Annotated in this window: 11 protein-coding genes; 1 reads left to right on the top strand and 10 read right to left on the bottom strand. The window is 41.1% G+C overall.

Annotated elements, in window-relative coordinates:
- Positions 1–9: 9 nt before the first annotated feature.
- The 8 genes from ACN9MR_RS04205 to ACN9MR_RS04170 form a co-directional block, all read right to left on the bottom strand.
- Complete coding sequence (locus ACN9MR_RS04205; protein WP_426328376.1) at positions 10–3,405, bottom strand: SusC/RagA family TonB-linked outer membrane protein; 3,396 nt, start codon at positions 3,403–3,405, stop codon at positions 10–12.
- A 1,017-nt stretch (positions 3,406–4,422) separates the two neighbouring features.
- Positions 4,423–5,604: a PepSY-associated TM helix domain-containing protein gene (locus tag ACN9MR_RS04200; RefSeq protein ID WP_426328375.1), complete on the bottom strand. Its 1,182-nt coding sequence runs from the start codon at positions 5,602–5,604 to the stop codon at positions 4,423–4,425.
- A complete protein-coding gene (locus ACN9MR_RS04195; protein ID WP_426328374.1) occupies positions 5,604–8,072 on the bottom strand; it encodes a TonB-dependent siderophore receptor in 2,469 nt (822 codons plus the stop codon). The genes ACN9MR_RS04200 and ACN9MR_RS04195 overlap by 1 nt, the downstream gene beginning before the upstream one ends.
- Positions 8,073–8,603: 531 nt before the next feature.
- Entirely contained in the window at positions 8,604–11,279 is a 2,676-nt protein-coding gene (locus tag ACN9MR_RS04190; protein WP_426328373.1) for a M14 family zinc carboxypeptidase, read from the bottom strand.
- Between the two features lie 18 nt (positions 11,280–11,297).
- Positions 11,298–12,635 (bottom strand): RagB/SusD family nutrient uptake outer membrane protein, encoded by a 1,338-nt coding sequence (locus tag ACN9MR_RS04185; RefSeq protein ID WP_426328372.1) that lies wholly within the window; start codon positions 12,633–12,635, stop codon positions 11,298–11,300.
- Between the two features lie 18 nt (positions 12,636–12,653).
- Entirely contained in the window at positions 12,654–15,725 is a 3,072-nt protein-coding gene (locus tag ACN9MR_RS04180) for a SusC/RagA family TonB-linked outer membrane protein (RefSeq protein ID WP_426328371.1), read from the bottom strand.
- Between the two features lie 554 nt (positions 15,726–16,279).
- Positions 16,280–17,254 (bottom strand): glycoside hydrolase family 5 protein, encoded by a 975-nt coding sequence (locus tag ACN9MR_RS04175; protein ID WP_426328370.1) that lies wholly within the window; start codon positions 17,252–17,254, stop codon positions 16,280–16,282.
- Between the two features lie 319 nt (positions 17,255–17,573).
- On the bottom strand, positions 17,574–18,548 hold the full coding sequence (locus ACN9MR_RS04170) for an NmrA/HSCARG family protein (protein ID WP_426328369.1): 975 nt from the start codon (positions 18,546–18,548) through the stop codon (positions 17,574–17,576).
- Positions 18,549–18,647: 99 nt separating this feature from the next.
- Between ACN9MR_RS04170 and ACN9MR_RS04165 the strand changes: the two genes are divergently transcribed.
- Positions 18,648–19,037, top strand: coding sequence for a winged helix-turn-helix transcriptional regulator (locus tag ACN9MR_RS04165; protein WP_426328368.1), 390 nt, complete (start codon positions 18,648–18,650; stop codon positions 19,035–19,037).
- A 129-nt stretch (positions 19,038–19,166) separates the two neighbouring features.
- Here the strand turns inward: ACN9MR_RS04165 and ACN9MR_RS04160 are convergent, their stop codons facing one another.
- Positions 19,167–20,264: a serine hydrolase domain-containing protein gene (locus tag ACN9MR_RS04160; protein WP_426328367.1), complete on the bottom strand. Its 1,098-nt coding sequence runs from the start codon at positions 20,262–20,264 to the stop codon at positions 19,167–19,169.
- Between the two features lie 120 nt (positions 20,265–20,384).
- Positions 20,385–21,176, bottom strand: a complete 792-nt coding sequence (locus ACN9MR_RS04155; RefSeq protein WP_426328366.1) for a hypothetical protein — start codon at positions 21,174–21,176, stop codon at positions 20,385–20,387.
- Between the last annotated feature and the right edge of the window lie 21 nt (positions 21,177–21,197).

Genomic DNA, 21,197 nt, shown 5'->3' with positions numbered 1-21,197 from the left:
CTTATTCTACTAAAAGCCAATGTTTATTCCTATTGAAGCTGTTTTACTTAATGGTGCCGAACCGTAATCACCTGATATTGCATAGCTGGCATCGCCACTTACGTTTGTATTCTGCGCCTCTGGATTCGCTCCCCCTTTATATTTGTCATGGGAGAAATAGTTTTCCAATGCCACAAATATCCTTGCCGAAGAAATGCCATGGGTTTTAATCAATCCCTTCAGGTTATAGCCCAAAGTAATGTTCTGTACCCGAAAGAAATCGCTGGAGTAAACCCAATCAGAAGTTACGTTTGGATAGGTATAAGTAGCGCCCAGCCTGCCCCTTGGCGCATCCGGATTGGGATCTGCTGCCGTCCAGCGGTCTCTCCATACACCAAGTACATTTGCAGTTGTACTTCCCGAAAAGTCGATTGCACGCCCCAGATAAGAAAGTATCGAACCCCCATGCTGGCCATACAGCTGTATACCAAGGTCGAAATTCCCATATTTAAAATTGTTTGTCCATCCCCAGGTATATTTGGGAGAAGGCTGTCCACCAACTACCCTGTCGGCAGCACTGATTTTTCCGTCGCCATTGGTATCAATGTATTTCGCATCGCCAGCTTTCTGTCCGGATACTTTTGCTATAGCCGGATTGGCAATATCTGCAGTTGTTAAAATTCCATCAGTTTTAGTGATGTAATAGCTAAAAGCAGGGAGTCCTTCCCTTAGCAGATATGGCGCATTGCTACCGCTATAGGCAGAAGCGATTTCGATATCGGCATGTGTTGGACCAAGATCGGTTATGGCATTTTTGTTAAAGGCAATGTTGGCATTCATCGTCCAGGTGAAATTGGCTGTTTTTACGTTTACCGTATTCAGTCCGAATTCTAATCCTTTGTTCACCACCGCACCTATATTTTGTAAACTTGTACTGAAACCACTTGCAGATAATACCGGCAGGTTCAACAACAGATCGGTATTCTTTTTATGATAGGCATCGAACGTGAAATTGATTCTGTTGGCCAAAAGGCTGAGGTCTAAACCAAGATCATAGGTGTTGGATGTTTCCCATTTCAGCGCTTTATTGGCAAGGCCCGAAACCACCTGCCCTGTAGCCGTTGTTGGTGTATTGCCTCCAAATACGTAATTCGAATTTACCAGGGTGCTTATGGCATTATAGTCGCCAATGTTGTTATTGCCCGATTTACCCCAGCTTAATCTTAGTTTTAACTCACTGATGGCCTTAACATCCTTAAGAAAAGACTCTTCTGAAACTTTCCATCCGGCAGATACCGAAGGAAAGGTTCCCCAGCGGTTTTCGGATCCAAATTTAGAAGAGGCATCTCTTCTGATGGTACCAGATAAGAGGTATCTGTCTTTAAAAGCATATTGAAGTCTGCTATAGTAAGAAAACAGGGTGTTATTAGCTGCAGTTGAAGTTCCTGTAGTAGTTACCCCTGCAGCGTTGGCAATGGCATTACTAAGGGTTTTGATGATATCGTTGGCAAAACCTCCGGCCGTTGCAAGGCTTACCCCTTCGGTATGAACTATATTGTAAGACACCCCCGCAATGGCAGAAATCTTATGGACACCGGCAATTGTTGTGGTATAGTTAAGGGTATTCTCGTTAAGAAAGTTTTGTTTCTTGGTTACCGCGTAAGAGCCCGTTGAATAAAGACCGGGATTAGTTAACAAGGCCGATGCTGCACCAACAGTAACCTGATCGGATGTATATTTTGAAGTATTTCGATCAACATTATCATAATTTACGCTCGACCTTACTGAAAGGCCTTTAACTATTTGATAATCCGCATATATCGAAGCTAATAACCTTGAGGTTTTTACCTTGTTCATTGCGGTTTCAAGATAGGCATATGGACTGATTAATCTCGGGCTCGCCCAGGTGTACACACTGTTTCCGTAAGCCCCGGAATTTAAGCCTGCCGAACTTTCAACTACCGGTACCATCTGTAAAGCATTCATGAGCTGGTTATCCTTACCCTCGCCCGGAGGTGCATTATTAACAGAATAAGATGGCGCAAGATTGATCCCGAATTTAAGCTTCTTACTCGCATTGGCCTCCACATTGGCCCTTAAACCATAATTCTTAAAATTGGAATTAATCAATGTTCCGTTTTGGTTAAGTACGTTACCTGAAATAAAGTAAGTTACATTTTCTGCCCCTCCGCTTGCTGAAACCTCATAGTTTTGATAAGGTGCATTGGTAAAGATGGCATCCTGCCAGTCTACATAATCAAGGCCGGGGTGTCCGGGCTGTGCCCATCTCGGATCGGTCATAAAAGAGGTGTTAATGGTACCTGGAGCAAGGCCTAAAATAGCGGCTCTTTCTGCATTGGTTTGGGCAGCAGTTCTCCCGGTACCAGAAGCTACCCATGCAGCGTTGGCCAGTTCTGTTGCCTGGGCAACCCACTCATCAGCACTCAGCATATCGATCTTTCTGGCTACCGAACTAATACCTGCGTTGGCATTCACACTAATTCTTGGTTTGCCCGCAACACCTTTTTTGGTTGTGATAATCACTACTCCATTTGCTGCACGCGAGCCGTAAATGGCCCCCGCAGCAGCATCTTTTAATACCTGAACACTCTCGATATCGTTAGGGTTAAGGTTGTCGAGCGGGCTGTTCGAAATACCACCGGAGGCATTCTGACTGGCGACATCCAAAGGAAACCCATCCAATACGTAAAGAGGTTCATTACCTGCCGTGATTGAGCCGGCCCCGCGTACCTGGATACTTAAGCCTGCTCCTGGCGTGCTGCTTTGCTGCCTTACCTGAACGCCGGCCATCTGGCCGATAAGCGCCTGCTCAACCCTTGATATCGGCTTCTCTTCTACTGCTTTTGCATTAAAAGTGGCCACTGAGCCTAGTACATCGCTTTTTCTTTGCGTACCGTATCCTACCACAAGTACTTCTTCAAGCTTACTTTGATCAGGATCAAGTTTTATCGAGAGCGGCTGGCCTTTATAAACCACTTCCTGTGTTTTATAACCTACATAGGTAAAAACCAAAGTAGGCTGATTTAGCTCGGTAACCATTTGAAATTCGCCGTCGGGATTTGTTGATACCACCTGAGCAGTTCCCTTGAGCCTAACGCTTACCCCGGGCAGGGGAAGATTCTTTTCATCAGTTACTTTTCCTTTAATTGTAACAGCCCGCGAGCGTAGAACTGAGATATTTGAAATATCCAAAGAACTACCTGGAAAATTATATGTTATCAAATTTGCCACAACGGCTACCTTTGAATGAGAGTGGAGGTTAGTATTTTGTCCTTCGCCGCTTCTTTTTGCCCTGGCCTGCAGAACGGATGAAATCAGAAGAATTCCCGTTAGGCAGGGCAATAAAAGTATTTTTGACAGAGGTTTATTATGCGAGTCCTTCCAGGACTTTCCGCTTATTTTCATAATTTATATTGTTTTATGCCAATCATGAAACTGAAACAAGCTTCAGCAATATGAAAAATTCCCGTGCAGAATTCATAATTTTGACATGATCATTGAATGAACTGACCGGATGCAACGCCAATTGATCTCCGGCAATGGTCGAAATCTGGGGAGAATGCAGAAACGCATTTTCCCTTATTTATATTCAGTAACTATTCTATTTTTTGCAAGCTCCTTTCTATACCTTTGGGTATTGTATTTTATCATTGATTTAGATTTATCCATTCAACATTTCGCTTCCAATTCCGGTCAGCCACGTCTTTATTTCGGTTCACATCATGTTAAGATTATACAGATGTCATGACTTTAGCGTATCTACTTCCGTTCGATTATTGCCCCTCCACATGGTCATTAAAAAAAATAAAACCAGAGAAGAGACTAAAAACTAGAGAAAACCAGGTTCAACAGCAGCAACCAAAGTTATTACAGGCTGTATTAGAGATTGGATTAACGGGATAAGTAACTGTTTCGGACATTATAATATATCAAATCTATAGTATTAGTAGACAAAATTATATTATCTTAACATAGCCTACAAACATTTAACAAATTTTACGACTTTGATAATTTTTCAACTTCCGGCAACGATGGCATAACAATTTATACGCGTAAAAATTATTCGATTCGTAAAACAATCTGTTATTATTGAATGACCTCAAGAATGGCAAAAAGAGTGCCTACGAACAGGTATTTAAAAAATATTAAAAACCACTCGCGCTAAAAGCATATATGATTTCAAAGCTGCCTTTGCGAGAGATGACAATAGCCCCCATATTTTTAAGGAGGTGTTCATCCGGTTCTTGAGGGAACTCGATATGATATTTCTGAACGATGCAGCCACGAGAGCGAGATTTCAGGGATCAGACATAGCAAAAAGAAATGACATCTCTGACCTCATAAGTCAAAAAGCTCGATCTTTTCTATCTGAAATAATGGATAGAAATATCATGGTTCAATATCAAAATTAAATGTCCATTTTTAAGTATTCAAACCCAACTTGAGGGAAGACTTAGGCTTTTTCTTCCTTTTCCCCAACCAGATCAGAAACCCTGAAACCGGAAGGGAAGCACAGATCAAAGCAGCAAAAAAAGCCAATAGCTGTGTGCCCAGACCATATATTCTACCAGTATGCATCGGAAGATTCGAATTTCTCCATTTCATGCCCAGCGTTTTCTGTGAATGCGGTAAAACATCAATTATCTTTCCAGTCCTACCATCATAAAAATAATAACTAACACCCCGCCAGCCATCCTTATTGCTTTCGATACTCACGAATGATGTCGAAACCTTGTTGGCCTCAGTCGGGATGCCGATTCCGATCTCCGACCAGTCGCCTTTTAGTTTTTTCAGCAGATCGTAATGGATGAGGTCAATTTTGTTCAATGTCGAATCACTGGCATTGATGATGGGCAGTGTCCGCGCAAAACCAGTCTTCCCTTTGTCTCCCAAAAGTTTATAAATTCCCGTCTCCCACCATTTAAAAGACCATACCAAACCTGTAATGGCAATAAGCGTCGCCACTGGCAGAACATAAAACCCCAATGAATTATGCAGATCGTAATTTACCCGTTTCCATTTTGCATTCCATTTGATTGTAATACTTTTTTTAAACTGCTTGTAGTTTTTTGGCAGCCAAAGGATAAAACCACTGATGAGCATTACAAGAAATAGAAGAATGCAGGAACCTACTACAAGGCTTCCGATAGGTTTTACCAATAACAACTGCCTGTGCAGCTGCTCAACAATATTGAAAAATTCGTAACGGACATCAATTATTCCCAGAACCTTGCCCGTGTACTGATTTACATAAACATCATTTAAGTACTCAAATTGGCTAAAGTACCAAAGATTGATCTTATCCTTTTTATTAACCTTAAAACCGGAAAATACATAGCTTTTGTTGTTTGCTGAAATCTTCACATTCGACAGGACTTTACCAGGGCCAACCGCTTGTTGTGCATTGGCAAGCAATTCAGAAACTGGCTTTGGCTGGCCGGTTTTCTGAACATAAACAATATCCCGGTGGACGGTATCAAATATCTCCTCATTGAACACATAGATGCATCCCGTGATGGATACGATCACGACAACAACTCCCGTTATCAGCCCTATCCAAAGATGGAGCCAGCCGGTAATCTTTTCGAATTTACTTTTGGCCATTAAAATGAATATCCAACCGTTAGCATATAATTCTCTGGCTGCCCCGGAAATAACCGTAGATAATCGTATCCGCCCACCCAGTGTTTTTTATTTCCTATGTTATTTGCATTTAGCTGAAGCTGGAGTTTGCCGATATTATAGAACAGCCCGGCATTAATAAGCGTGAACGATGGTAAGGTAATCTGATCTTCAGGCGAGAACTTCGCATCATAGTTCAGGTTTCTTTTATCCACATAATTTATCCCCAATGCTATACCAAAACCTTTGGCAACCCCATCAATAAAGTTATACCGCGTCCACAGATTCGCCGTGTTTTTTGGTGCGTTCGGCTTTTGGATCCCAATCTCTCCTGCTGTACCGCTTTCAAGTATCTTTGCCCTGTTGTACGAATACGATGCAATTACATTCCAGTTCGGCATAATTTTCCCAACCACATCAAGCTCAAAACCTCTTGACTGCTCATCCCCTATCTGCCTTAGTACATCAATCACTCCAGGTGTTGCATACAGCGCTCCGGTCTGCTTGATTTGATACACAGCGGCGGTAATGCTTAGTTGATCCCTGAGCCAGTTGGTTTTTGCACCAAATTCGATCATATTGCTTTTCAAGGGATCAAATGGCCCACCTGCATTTGGGTTTGATATGGTGGCAGAAGTCTGAGGATTGTATCCCTCAACATAACTTCCATAAAAGTTGATATTTGAATTAATGGCATAAACAGCGCCTAATCGTGGCAACCAGGCATGTGAATTGGCTTTCGCTTCGGTTTGAGTTTTATAATTGGCAAAATCAGTATAATATTCATAACGCACTCCAAGTAAAACCTGCAGCGCGCCAATTTTTAACTGATCCTGAATATACCCTGAGTTAAGATAATAATATGCTGGGGCAACTACAGATTGAGCAAAGAAAAGTTTGCTGTCATCCTGCATTCTCTGGGATGACAACGGGTCGTTAAGATTGAAATGCGGAACATTGGGTACTGGGTTTCCTGCAGCATCAAGGAGATACCTGCTCTTATTAGCGACCACATAGTTCGGGATAGAACCGTTGTTCGCTGCATTTCTATAACCACTTGCTGTCATCTGCGAACCGCCTACTGGCGTCTTTTCACTCCCAAAATCATAGCCTGCTACGATCTTATGTAATATGGGTCCGGTTGTAGGCGTGTAGTTGATATATCCGGAGAAGTTATCGATAAAACGCTTGCGTTTCCTGATCTGAACATTCATTCCTGCAAGATTATTGATGGGCTGGCCATTGCCATCAAGACCATAAGAATTGGAAGTACGGTGCTCGTTCAGATCTTCTGAGTATCCTGTTTTAAGATATGAAGCATTCAGGCTTAACACATCGCTTACTTTATGGGTAATCGAGATCGTTGCATTATAGGTGAGCTCATTCAGGTAATCGTTTGCGGTGTTCAGGGATAGCGACTGCGGGGTCGAATTTAAATCGAAGCTACCAAAAATCGGCTGCCCCCTATCAAGCCTGCTTTTTGAATCGGTATATACCAGATCAAAGTTTATCCTCGTTTTTTCAGACGGGACAAAGGTAAGCGAAGGCGCAATAACAAAGTTCCTGTCAAACATTAAATCCCTGAAAGTTTCTGCATTTTCATAGCCAAAGTTTAAGCGGTAAAGCAATGTGCTGTCTTTTGACGCCGGTCCGGTAAAATCGGCAAGCCCGCGGAATGTATTGAAACTTCCCATAGTCATACTGATGGATCTTCTGGTTTCATCAAGCGGCTTTTTGGTTACCCGGTTCACCACACCACCTGGACTTGCGTTTCCAAAAAGTGCAGAAGATGGGCCTTTTAGCACTTCAACCCTTTCCAGATAATTGGCGAGCGACTGTTTCCAGAAACCTGTACTTGTTCTTAGTCCGTTCAGCAACTGGGTATTGCTCTGTCCATTTACACGAAAGCCACGGATGGTTAAGTCATCATAAAAACTGAACTGATTTACTCCACTAAAGTTTTTCACTACCTCACCAACGCGCATGAGGCCCTGATCGGCAATCAATTCCTTACTGGCATATGAAACAGATTGAGGAATGTCTTTGAGTTCATTTTCAATCTTACCAATAAAGGTTGCCTTGGTTTTATAGGCTTTTTCTTTACGCCCGGTAATTTCTACCTGCTGAAGATCTGAATTTGATTCGGTCAGAACAACATTCTCATCTGTATCCCCACTAATTTCGATCGTTTTGACCAACTGCCTAAAACCGATAAAATTGAAATGTAAAATTAGCTTGCCCTGGCTCACCTGTAACCTGTAATAACCTTTGTTATTTGTTGAGGTAGTTAATTTTGTATTTTCAACACTGATGGTAACACCAGGAAGTGGGTTTCCCTGACTATCACGTACATATCCCTGCAGTTTTGCATTCTGTTGCGCAGAAGCACTGTATGAGAGGAACAAAAAGAAAAAAAGGCATAACGCCGCATGGGTAAAGGCTATCTTCATGAAATAAGGATCAAATATTATTTAGACTTATTAAAAATAAAGCCACAAACATAATATTTTTTATCTGCTTTTTAAATAAAAGAATAGAATATAGGTTTGTGGAAAGTCTATCCATCCAGTTATCTGCTGTTGACATGACATTAAGAAACATTTTCATAAGCGTGAAAGAATATTGTAAACCTATTTTATAACCTATCCGGCAAAAATCTAGTATTAGTTGACATGACTTTTTCCATTCAAATTGTTCACCAGCTATTCATAATCATCCTGGTTTTACCTGGATTGACAGGCAAAAAAAATCCGGAGTAAAAACTTATAAAAGTGTTCACTCCGGTTAGTACCCGATCAACAGGAATAGTTTTAATATAAAAGCCTTTCGTTGTTCATTGAGCCAATAGCTGATGGTTTGAACGTGAAAGGCTTTATAAGATAGATTAAAGTATACTTGATTACAGTTCACAGAAATGGCGAACCAGATGAGGTTAGATTAGAATCGAAATTAATTTTACGATACAACCCTGAATTTAAGGATTATCTATAGCCTCCGTTTAAAAGGTTGCCAAAAAATATGGCATTTAAAAATAATCGCCCTGTTCCTAACCAATAGCCCCTATAGGTAGGGTCATCAGCAAAAAGAATCACTTCTCCACTACCACTCCCTGTTGCAATGATGGCTGCCGATCCGGCTACTTTAGCAATATTAGACTTTGAAGAATAGCCATTAATAAATGGTTTTGAGGTATACTGCGCTACTGTTTCATATTTATTCGAACTTGGCAACAACAATGTTGGTCCATTCTTATTGATAAAAAGCTTACGCGAGGTTACCCCAAAGGCAATAGGATGGGTGATATCGAGATCAGATTGGAAAATAGCACCATTGATTCTTTTTGAACCTTCTACATCTTCCTGCCTTTGATAATCAAGTCTTTCGGCTAGTGGTTTTATCGGTTTAACTGCATTTTCTGCCCCATTAAGCTTTGGTTCTTTTCTGGTTTCATCGCTGACTTTTGTTGCCGTGGTAGCAGGTAGGGTTGGCAGTTCTCCCCTTCTAAAAAAAGCATCTGTTTCAGCCAGTTTCTCTTTAACTATTTCTTGTTGTACTGCCCAGGCGGTAGCGGTTTGAAAAGTAATCAGCGTGCCACCTTCAGCTACCCAGTTTTTAATTTTATCAACAGTTGCTTTGTCCCAGGCACTATAATTGCCAGCCGGTAGCACCAAAACATTATAACGGTTTAATGGTGCCCTTGCAAAACTCTGAAGATCCAGTTTGGTTACCGGAAGATTTAATTGCTGGTTTAATAAAAACCAAACCTGTCCTGCTTCCGAAGCCGTTACACCCTGTCCAAAGGCCAGTACCACTTCTGGTTTGCGCACAGCTTTAATGTTGCTACTGCCCAGATCTATACCTTCGGCACTAAAACCACTGGCAACTGCAGTAATATCAATATTGGTAGCTTTAGCTACACTATTTAATGCCGCATAAAGTGAATCGGCAGAAACATTTTGCCCAATCACCGGAATAACCAGCGAACCCGGAAGATACGCTTTTTTACCCGATGCGGTATTGGCTACAAAAGATTTAAAAGCTGTTTTTACCAATACGTTTTTTAACTGCAACTGGTAAAGTGCTTTTGTAAAATTATAATCGCTCGAATTGATCAGATACGCATAACCCGATCGCTCTCCTGATACCTTTCCTGTTTCAGGAATAATACTTTTAACTGCTGCACCTTTTGAAAATGTACCATTCAATTTTGCATATTTTAGCCCATAGGCATGGATAATGCTCCACCCGGTATTATCATAAAATATGCTGTCTTTTAAAGTATTTTCTTCAAAAATAGAATGAACAATTAAAAAATTGGGCTGTGCTGAGGGAACAATATAGGATTTACCTTTTTCAAAGGTTTTACCTTCCTGTTTCAGATTATCCGGCACCTCAAAAACCTCTACATGGTGTGCGAGCAGTAATCCTAAAAATTTCTGGGTAAGGTTAATATCATTCTTATCTCCAAATACGAATCCCTTTGCCGGGTTTTTCTGTCCTTGCGCCAAGGCATATTTAAAAAAGTCTTTTTGCACCTTAAACAGTCCTGTTTTCTCTTCAACTGCCCCTTTTATTGTCGAAAAACTCGTTGCTAAGTGATTGCGGATGGTAAATGCAAAAGTCAATGGTCCGTTGCTCGATTCCTGTAAAATACCACGTGAACTGGCCTGCTCAAAAGTGGCAGCAACAGAGCCGAAGAATTTTGGATAGGTAGAACCATAAATCGGGGAAAGATTATCGTAATTCTCTTTGGTAAAATAAAATGAACCGATATCATCAAGTGCCTTTGCATGATATTTTGCCAGTATGACCTGGTATTCGTATAAAAACTGAGGAATAATCGGGCTTTCGTGGCTTTTTGGTGTTGGTTCAAAATAGTAAGTGGCATTAGTTCCCTGTTCATGGAAATCGATCTGTACATTTGGATACCACTTATGGAAAAAAGCCAAACGGTTACGGCTTTCTACCTGAACGAGGTTAAGCCAATCGCGGTTGAGATCAGTAAAATAATGGTTGGTTCTGCCGTTAGGCCAGGCTTCCTGGTGTTCTTTATCGAGTGGATCTCCTACCGCCGGGAACGAATGATAGGCATTGTGCCAGTTGGCAGCCCTGTCTCTTCCATCCGGATTTAAGGAAGGATCGATAAAAATGACCGATGCCGAAAGCCATTTCAGCGTCTCCGCATCATTACTTGCTGCAAGGTAATAACCTGTGAGCAAACTGGTCTCGGTACTTGAGCTTTCATTTCCATGTACCCCGTAGCCTAAATTAATAATAACCGGAGCATTACTGCCCAGTACAGGTTTCGACGGGTCTACCTGGTTTAAATGTTCCTGCCTGATCTGTTCCAATTTCGCGTAGTTGGATGGGGCAGTAATGGTTACAATAATCTGCTCGCGCTGTTCGTATGTCTTACCCAAACTTTCTACATGTACGCGGTCGGATACTTTTTCCAATTGACGAAAATAAGCTACCACCTGTTCATGTCTGGTAAAATAAGTTCCGATGGGATAGCCCAGAAACTGCTCGGGCGTTGGGATTTTTGTATCGAGCGAAGTCGCTTTAGGAAAGAAATAGCTATTCTGCGCGGAGGTTTTCTGAATCCAGATGATACTTAGCACCATCAGGATTTTTGCTGTATTTAAAAATGTTTTCATTTTTTGTTGATCGAAATTTTAATAACCTGGGTTTTGTGTTACATCTGGATCAGATTGCACATCTGAATAAGGGATTGGGAAAAGCCAGAAATTTTTATTGGTTATGCCCAATACAGCCCCTGCCCTTTCGGTACGTACAAGATCGAACCAGCGGTGCGCCTCGAAGGCAAATTCAATGGCATTTTCATCTTCAATAGCCTGGATAAGAGCACTCTGTGTAGTTGCCGAAGTTACACCAACATCTGCCCTTGTCCTTACCGCGTTAAGATCAGCTGCTGCATCAACCAGTTTGTTCTGCTGCGCCCTTGCCTCTGCCCTGATCAGATAAAGTTCGGCAATCCGGATGAGGTATGATGGATCAGTACTGGTTGCCGTGGTATTATAAAGCACGCCGTAAACTGTAGTTCCGCTCCCTGCTATCAATGCATTCCGAGTCCCGCCAATAGCAGGATTATTAAGTTTTGATACAAGGGCATCTGAAGGTTTTAGGGTAAATTGCCCTCCAGCCGAACTTGGATACCACAGGTTCCAATAACTATTGCGGTCGTTTACCGAGTAGGCCAGTTCGAGTACAGATTCTGCCGTTTGAAAAGGGGCAGTAAAGAACGACTTATAGGGTTTCACTAAGGTATATTTGGTATTTGCAATGACTTGTGAGGCATAGGTTTCAGCATCAACCCATTGTTTTCTATACAGGTGCAGCCTTGCGCGGAGTGCCCTTGCAGCACTTTTCTGTGCACGGTTTCTGGTTGTTGCATCTTCCGGAAGCAATTGCTCAGCCTGAATCAGATCAGCAAGTACCTGATCGTAGGTCTGATCGAGCGTACTGCGTTTAATCCCTTTTAAAATACTAAGATCAGTAGTTGGCTTAAGCTGAAGCTGGACACCTCCCCATCCCCTGGCCAGATCGAAATAAGATAATGCCCGGATAAAATAAGCCTCACCCAGGATCTTGTTTTTTTCTGTTGCAGTAAGTAATGGATCGCTTACCAATGGTACATAGGCGATAACACTATTTGCAGAATTGATAGTCCTGTAGATACCTTGATAGGCAGAAACAGTAATTACATTATCCGTAGGAATTGCATTTTGATCAAGCTGAAGATACTCACTCAACGTTCCATTAAAAATAACGTTATCGGTTGTGATGGTACCCAAAGTAGGGTAACTCGAAGCATAATAACCTTGTAATCTGTCGTATGTCCCGATAATCGCTGCCCTCGCTGTACTTGCATCCGTAATTGAACTTTCGGTTGGAAGGGAGTTATTGGGCACTTCTTCCAGGTATTTTTTGCAGGAAGCCGATAACAGTATAACGGCCAGTAAAACTGCATTTCTAAAATATGATGTTTTCATTTTTTTTAATGTAAATCGTTAAAAGGTAACACTGGCGCCGATCTGGAATGTTCTTGGTTGTGGAACGGTGGCCCAATCGTAACCTACCGTATTTTGGTTGTTGGACTGTGAACTTACTTCAGGATCTAAGCCGCCATATTTGGTAAAAGTGAGCAGATTTGTACCCTGGGCATACACCCTTAACTTATTTACCCCAATCTTTCTCAGTGCATCTTTCGGTAGTGTGTAACCCAGTGTAAGGGTTTTGAGCCTGATGAAAGAACCATCTTCCAGGTAACGTGAAGAAAGACTGGCCACATTACCGCCATAATTATTGGCAGCACCACCATTTTGTGTCGGATTTCCACTAAAAGTGGTCAACCTTGGAATATCGGTCACATCTCCTGGTTTTTGCCAGCGATCTAACTGACGGGGCAAGAAACCAATATTGGCCTGCGTACCACCATGTACCATGAAGAAATCGTTCATGTTCATGATTTTATTTCCTTGCTGGAAGTAAAAGAAAAAGTTCAGATCAAAACCCTTAAATGTGAAATTATTGGTCAATCCTCCTGTATAATTTGGAAGGGCATTGCCCACAATCTGACGGTCGGCAGAAGTAATCGCGCCATCACGATTTAAATCTTCATAAACCGCATTACCCGTTTGCTGATCAACATAAAGCTGTTTATACAACTGGAATGAATTGGTAGAATAACCTTGCCTTAGAATAGAAATATTTCTTCCCGATGCACCAAGACTAATATCAGAAGCCAGTTTTTCGATTTTATTGTTGTTAAAGGAAATATTAAAATTGGTTGTCCATTGGAAAGCATCGGTTTCTATGTTAGTTGAATTAATACCCAATTCGAAACCTTTATTTCTTACTGCCCCATAGTTCTGCAGGTAAGAGGCAAAACCCGACCGATAGGGTACCGGAACGTTCAATAACAGATCATAAGTATATTTATTATAATAATCTGCTACAATGTTTAAACGGTTTTTGAAAATCCCAAATTCTGCACCAACATTAAACTGACGGGTGGTTTCCCAGGTTAAATCAGGGTTGGCCAGCTGCGTTGGCGCAATACCTGGCTGTTCCAGGTAATTTGCTCCCGATGACCATAAGCCCTGAGCGGCATAAGAGCCAATCCCATTCTGGTTACCCGAAAGACCCAAACTTGCCCTGATTTTCAGCTCGTCGAAAAAGTTGAGGTTTTTAATAAACTCTTCCTGACTCAACCTCCATGCAAACCCTCCAGATGGGAAATACCCCCAACGGTTATTGGTTCCAAACTTTGAGGATCCATCTGCACGGATACTTCCATCAATAGTATATTTGCCATCGTAAGTATAACTTACTTTACTGAAAAAAGAAACCAATTTCGATTCTGCGCGGGAAGCTGACCCAGAGCGCGTAGCCGCAACCGATACTGATCTCAAACTATTGGCTGCAAATCCTGTTCCAGTAGCAGAGGTACTTTCGTTCAGCACAGTATTCAAGGTATTTCCAACCAAAGCATTAATATTGTGCTTTTTGCCTTCGCCAAACGATTTAACAAAACTTAATACCTGCTCATTGGTCAATACCAGGTTCTTGTTTTCGATCGAAGAAGCAGAGCCATTAGTTGCAATACCTGCACTGATCAATGTGCTCGAATAACTGTTATCATATTCGCTACTGTTATCTATACTCCAGCTGCTACGGAGTTTTAAGCCTGGAATAAATGTATATTCACCATAAATATTCCCTATTGTCCGCCAGCCAACTGCCTTGCTATCCAGATTTTCGATCAACGCCAAATGATTATCAAAACTTCCGTAACGTGCATAAGTACCGTCGTTGTTATAAATCGGCAGATAAGATCTTGGGAAAAGCGCCGAATTGATTACCCCTGTAGGGTTATTGTCACTTCCGCTCAGGTTCCGGTCAGAACGTGTAAAATTGATACTGGTACCCACTTTAAATTTATCTGTTAAGTAATTATCGTAGTTCAACCGAGCAGAATACCGGCTATAATCGGATGGTTTTACAATAGATTCCTGGTTGAGATAACCTAAACTGATATAATAAGTACTTCTGTCTGTTCCACCCTGGGTAGCAACTTCGTAATTAGAAGTTCTCGCCGTTCTAAATAGGCCACTGATCCGATCATAAGTTGGCTGGTTCTGGGGATCTGGAAACGGAAGCACTACTGTAGAAGGATTAAGTCCATTATCGATCGCTGTATTTACACGCGATTCGTTAGTTAAAAGTGCAACCTCAGGGCCTGACGCCACTTCAAATTTATTTACTGCTGTAGACCATCCCTGAAAAGTATTGAGCGAAATATTGGCTTTTGTGTTCCGTTTCCCTCTTTTGGTGGTTACGATAATTACGCCATTTGCACCCAGCGATCCGTAAATAGCAGTTGCATTGGCATCTTTTAAGATCTGGATATCTTCAATATCAGATGGATTTAAATCAGCAATGGGATTGGACGCCGCCTGGTTACCCAATCCGGCTGTAATCGGATCAGCATTGCTTACAAATACACCGTCTATAATATAAAGTGGATCTACAGAGGCATTGATTGAATTGTTACCACGTACACGGAAGGTTATTCCTCCACCAGGAACGCCTGAATTTGATGAAACCTGTACACCGGTTGTTTTACCCTGAAGCAATTGATTAAACCCACCCGATGGCTGGTTCTGCACAACCGAACCGCTTACACTACTAATAGAGCCCGCTATATATTTACGTTCCTGTGTACTATATCCGGTAACCACAACATCATTCAGCTGACTTTGAATCTCCTGGAGACGAATGGTAACGGGACTACCATTTACCGTAACCGTTTTCTGATCGTAACCGATAAAACTGACAATCAGCGTGTAGGGGAAACTCTGGCCTGTTACAAAACTGAACCTGCCATCGGAATCTGTAGAAACCGTATGTGTAGTTCCTTTTATTTTTACCACAGCACCTGGTAGAGGGAGACTGGTAGAGGCATCCAAAACGGTACCGTTAAGTTGTGATTTGATGGTTGGGTTCACCTGAGCTATGGCCAGCGTTGACCAAAAGACGCATAAGTAGAGATAGAACCCTTTTCTGTAAAGATTTTTCATTTTTTTGTTTGGGAATGTTTGGACAAAGCACTTCCATTAACCTTTGAGGGGGCTGCATGGTTGTGATGGATTTGGATAAAGGATTTTTAGCTTAAAAACCGCTAAGATTTAGCAGCCCGCGTAGTTGCACATTCGGCAATGTTCCAGTTCTTTTACTGCATCACATTGCTCGAGGTTTAAAATTTTTCGAAAACTTCCATCCTTTTCAGTGGAAATACCTGAATGTAAAAATTGTTTCATAATTAATTTGTCTATTAAATCTATAGATTTAATAGACAAATTAAAACAATTATAAGCTCTTTTACAAGTTTAATTTCAAATGCGAAATATAAGTTCAGGTTTAAACAGAATATAATTTTATTAAAATTTAGATAAAACGCAATTACATATAGAAAAAGGCGTTTTCACCAGTTATAAGTTTTGCAAAATCCGGCAAAAAATATCCTACTTAATTGTAATAAAATAGATTGGTAACATTTTGACACTGATCTTCTAGTGGAAATATAAACTGATGTAATATTATATTCTTATATATTTAAGCCAGGAACCTGATATTATTTGTTCAGTTTCCGGAGCTTCGTCCTAATATATTTCCCTGCCGGACTAAGCATTTCAAGCTTCCATTTTCCTTTTGGAGATGCGCCAGGCATTAACAGCGCAGTTGTTTCTTTTTTATCGGTAATATTCCAGTTTGCCCAGCTCAGCTTGTTTTTCTCCATCCAAGAAAACCATTTATTGGTTTTACCGGTATCGAATACACCATCGCCATTAGCCTCGCCCACGCCCCACTCTGTTACAAAAATGGGCAGACCAGCAGAAATTGCATCATCGGCCCGCCTCATTAAAACTTCTTGATGACTTGGTTCAGACGCATAAAAATGAAAAGAATAAGCAATGTTGCTGAATCCTTTGATTGGATCTTTTGCAACCACATCTATATCCTGATCCCAATGCGGGCTACCAACAACAATTACATTTTCAGCATCGTATTTCCTGATCTCGGCAATTACCTGCACGGCATAATCCTTAACGGTTTGCCATGCTATTTTTTCTGGTTCATTATATATCTCATAAATGATATTCGGTTTCCCGGCATACCTTTTGGCCATTTTTGCAAAGAACATTTTTGATTGATTTAGATGTTCATCTGCATGGTGATCGTGCCAGTCTATCAATACATACAGATTTCTCTTAATGGCAGCATCGATTGTTCCGGTTATAAGTTTTTCTTGTTCAAGCGGATGCTGCAAATAACCGCTATCTGGCTGAACCGCCATCGACACACGCAATAAACTGATGTTAAAATCAGATTTAAGCCAGTTTACAACATCTTGGTTATAATACTTTTTCCCTCCCCAGATGCTCCATGACAAACTTATACCACGGAGCTGTGGTTCAATATTTTTACTGTTCAAGATTTTTCCACCAACAACCTTTAATGCGCCGTTCCGCTCAACCCAGTTTACGTTTTGTGCAAGGACAATGATGGTAGAAAAGGCAAAAACTGAAAGTAACATAACTCTTTTCATAAGGAAATTTGCTTAATACGGTACATTGAAGGTGTTTTATCGACAAAAAACACAAAACCAACGCATAGGTTGCTCTTGTAGTTACCATGAAGGTAATTTTGAACAGCGGCACTAATTACCATCACAAACATCTACTCAATGTTTTATATTTAATTGTTATTTATTAGCGCAAATTAACAGCACTGTTAATCCTTTTACAGTATTATTTTAACCTGCAATAAGCTAAAATAATACCATATCCGAACTAAATAAAATTTAAACAATCATTATCAAACTATTTCCATAGTCTACCCTCGATGAAGTAGGCGATTGAAAGAAATCAGTAAGTCAGCTTTTGACCTTGCCATCCAGTACTGCGAAGAAATTGTTCCCAACTTAGACTGCTTTGATTAACCTGTCGGCTCCATAACAAATCACGTTCCTTGCCAAAATAACCATACTCGACAGCATATTCTGCCATTCCTAAAATTTCCTTTACCAAAAGCTCATTTGTACCAAATTCAGGAAAGTGGCGAAGCAATGCTTCTTCTGTAAATGCGGAACTATAGATAGCCTTTTTACCTGTTACCCGAATAAATGTATCTATCATTTCCCGAGGCGAAATAATGTCGCCGATAACAGGCAAAGATTCACCTGAATACTTATCCGGATGAGAAAATATCTCTAAAACCGCCGGCCCTGTAGCGGTAAGTGGATCAACAAATGGAGCACGAAAATCCTCAGGTAAATAAATCGGAAATACAAGCGTATCTCCAACCAATTTCGGCGGATAAAATTCCATTAGATTGGTGTAGAAAAAGGCCATATAAATAAATGAGCTGGTGATTGGAAGCGTGCGGATATATTCTTCAATCATTGCTTTATCAGTAAAGTGAGGAGCAAACTTTTTTCCGTTTGTAATTTTTTCCACATTTTCCAAACTACTAAAGATAATATGCTTAACTCCTGCCTCAACTGCCGCATCCGCTAGTTGTTTACCAAGCTCCATTTCGTGGGTATGCGGTGGCATAATACTTGGTGTCATGATGAAAACGCCTTCCGATCCCCGGAATGCTTCAACGAAATCTTTCTGATATCCTAAATCAAGCGGTAAACTCAAGAGCTCAGCCCCCATTTCAGTTAAATTATGTGCCTCTGGCGAATCTACACGGCGTGTAATGCCCCGTACACGATAACGCCCGCTATGTAATAGCGTAAGTGCTGCACTGCGCCCCTGTTTACCCAAAACTCCAACAATAGTGATCAATGGCTTGTCTTTTTCTATTACCTCATTTACTTTAAAATCCGTTCTCATTTACATTATTTTATTAACTATAAAAATTATAGTTGCAAAACTATCTATAGCAACATAAATTTGCAATAACTATCCAAAAGGATAGGTTAAGACAGTAGGATGAAAACAGAATGTATTAGCGATTACGTAAAACTAAAGGAGGAAATTTATCCTTGCACGGTTAGCCTTGCGATGAGCCTGGTGGGTGGCAAATGGAAGGCTGTTATTCTTTATCATTTAAAGGATAAAGCAAAAAGGTACAATGAGCTTCGTAAAGACATACCATCTGTTACCGAAATGACATTGAGCCTGCAATTAAAGCAATTAGAAAAAGATGGTCTGGTATCAAGAAAAGTTTACGGAGATAAACCACCTATAAAAGTGATTTATAGCCTAACCGATTTTGGAAAAACATTTACCCCTATTTTAGAAGCAATTACAGCATGGGGTAATCAGATTGCTATGCAAGGAGGCGAATTTATTAAAAATCCTCTTTCAAACGGCATTTAATCTAAGGAACCCTTAAAGGTTTTGGGGCTGGGCCGGTTAGAACAATTCAATAAGCTGTAAATAGTCCTCCAAAATGATGAAAGTATTCCTGCAGTTTTACATAAATATTCAAGATTTACCCCCCTTGATTTACCAGTGTTTTTCTTTGATTCCCCTTAATACAAATGTGGCGATATCTCCCACTAATTTTGTTGGGGAATTACAGTCGCAATTGCTCAAGCCTATTATATATATGTCCTCGCTGGGGATATACACCGCCATTGTTTTAAATCCAAAGATGCTACCGCCATGTTCACGCGTTGGCGTGCCTTCTATATCGCGGATATGCCAACCGTAACCATAAGCATATTCAACCCCATTGTTCAGTTTGTAAGTGCTGAACGCCTTATTCGTTTCCTCTGCACCCAGGAGGAGATGTCGCTTCAATGCATTTTGCCATTTTAACATATCTCCCGTAGTAGACATTAATGAACCCGATGAAAAGGGTACACTAAAACTGATTATGGTTTTGTTGACATATCCTGATTCTTTTTTGTGATACCCGTACGCCCTTTTATCGATGACTTTCCTGTCACTCGCATATAATGAGCGGCTCATCCCCACTTTATCGAAAATACGTTTTTTGATAAAATCTTCATAACGCGCTCTGGAGACTATTTCTATCAGATAACCTAAAAGCACATATCCTGAATTATTGTATTCAAACTTTTCTCCCGGCGCAAAATCAGCAGGCTCGTTTTTGAAAAAATCTACCATCATTTTAGGCGTCATTTCCTTTTGGGCAATATCGGATAAGGCTTTCATTTTCGTAAAATCCTTTATTCCTGAAGTATGCGTTAGAAGATGATGTATGGTTATTTTCTCTCCATTGGGATAGTCAGATATGTACTTTGATATAGGATCTTCTACTTTAAGCCTTCCTTCCTGTTCCAGCATTAAAACCGCTACCGCTGTAAACTGTTTGGTCATAGATCCCAGCTCGAAGACATTTTCAGGGTCTAGATTATTGCCCAGCTCCAGGTTCGCTTTACCGACGGCCTTCTGATAAACCGGTTTTCCGTTTCTGGATACCATAAATACACCTCCCGGTCCGTTCAGATCGTTAAAATCCCTTGAAATCAGACTGTCAATCCCAGCACCAAGGCGCTGTGCATGTAAGGAAAGAGCTGAAGTGGTAATAAAAACCGATAAAACAAGCAGGAAAAGAGGGTACTTAAATTTTGTCATAAATAAACTGTTTTACTGCTGAGACGCCAGATAAGCATATGAGGTTACATCGGCACGCTTTCCCTGTCAGGTTGCCGCCAATAAGACTAATAGCTTAACAGGTCTAACACATTGTGTTTTTTATTTCCTAAATCCGGAAACCTTGAAGTTACTAACCAGTACCCCTGCACCGTTCGCATATTCCCAGGGTGCAGTTATATAAAAGTTTTTAGCCGCTGCAGGGCTGAACAGGACTGTATCGGCAAGCTTTACCTTGTTGAGATATACAGCCATCCGTTCTCTATCGATCGACAGGACAACATGCAGCGGGCGGTTGAGCCATGGCTCAAGATCAAAGGTCGTATTGACAAACTTTGCCGGCTTATCACTGCCTACATTGACTTGGTTGGTATCATAATAGTGCAGTTCGACGTAGGTTCCGATGTTGCTGGCATACTGACGGATACTGTTATCGCTTGCAAAACCGAATGACAGCGGTGCAATGTCCTTTATCTGATCTGCTTTTGCAATGATGTCAAAAGATAAGGTAAACCGCCGGGGGTAGTTGAGCTGGCGGGCAAATTTGTAGATTGCTTTGTCCCTTACCTCCATCCATTTTCCTTTCTGGCCTGTTACCGTTACTACTGTAGCCGCTCCGTTGGTTTTGAAACTTGTGGGAGTGGAAGCAGACCGGAATGCCGAAAAATCCTCGGCAAAAATAAGCGAGTCACCCGACAGGATATCGCTGCTGCCTGCACTACCGTTGACCTCCATCCCTTTAGAGTTGGCATTTTTGTCAATCTTTTTTTCAATGGCTTTTGTGGCTTTTTCTTTTGCCTTTTCAAGTATTCCTCCGAGCTGGGCATGTGCATTAATTCCGCATATCAGCATTATAACGAGGAGTATACTGGTATTTTTTTTATCTGTTAACATAGTGTAAGATTATTGTTTTGT

The sequence above is a fragment of the Pedobacter sp. R-06 genome (genome assembly GCF_049913135.1).
Lineage (GTDB): Bacteria > Bacteroidota > Bacteroidia > Sphingobacteriales > Sphingobacteriaceae > Pedobacter.
Note: the sequence above shows the minus strand (reverse complement) of the source record. Positions and strands in the feature narration are given on the sequence as shown.

What these genes read in the sequence shown, in the direction of transcription:
- ACN9MR_RS04205 (WP_426328376.1), bottom strand. Translation starts at nt 3,405, where the DNA reads ATGAAAATAAGCGGAAAGTCCTGGAAGGACTCGCATAATAAACCTCTG.
- ACN9MR_RS04200 (WP_426328375.1), bottom strand. Translation starts at nt 5,604, where the DNA reads ATGGCCAAAAGTAAATTCGAAAAGATTACCGGCTGGCTCCATCTTTGG.
- ACN9MR_RS04195 (WP_426328374.1), bottom strand. Translation starts at nt 8,072, where the DNA reads ATGAAGATAGCCTTTACCCATGCGGCGTTATGCCTTTTTTTCTTTTTG.
- ACN9MR_RS04190 (WP_426328373.1), bottom strand. Translation starts at nt 11,279, where the DNA reads ATGAAAACATTTTTAAATACAGCAAAAATCCTGATGGTGCTAAGTATC.
- ACN9MR_RS04185 (WP_426328372.1), bottom strand. Translation starts at nt 12,635, where the DNA reads ATGAAAACATCATATTTTAGAAATGCAGTTTTACTGGCCGTTATACTG.
- ACN9MR_RS04180 (WP_426328371.1), bottom strand. Translation starts at nt 15,725, where the DNA reads ATGAAAAATCTTTACAGAAAAGGGTTCTATCTCTACTTATGCGTCTTT.
- ACN9MR_RS04175 (WP_426328370.1), bottom strand. Translation starts at nt 17,254, where the DNA reads ATGAAAAGAGTTATGTTACTTTCAGTTTTTGCCTTTTCTACCATCATT.
- ACN9MR_RS04170 (WP_426328369.1), bottom strand. Translation starts at nt 18,548, where the DNA reads ATGAGAACGGATTTTAAAGTAAATGAGGTAATAGAAAAAGACAAGCCA.
- ACN9MR_RS04165 (WP_426328368.1), top strand. Translation starts at nt 18,648, where the DNA reads ATGAAAACAGAATGTATTAGCGATTACGTAAAACTAAAGGAGGAAATT.
- ACN9MR_RS04160 (WP_426328367.1), bottom strand. Translation starts at nt 20,264, where the DNA reads ATGACAAAATTTAAGTACCCTCTTTTCCTGCTTGTTTTATCGGTTTTT.
- ACN9MR_RS04155 (WP_426328366.1), bottom strand. Translation starts at nt 21,176, where the DNA reads ATGTTAACAGATAAAAAAAATACCAGTATACTCCTCGTTATAATGCTG.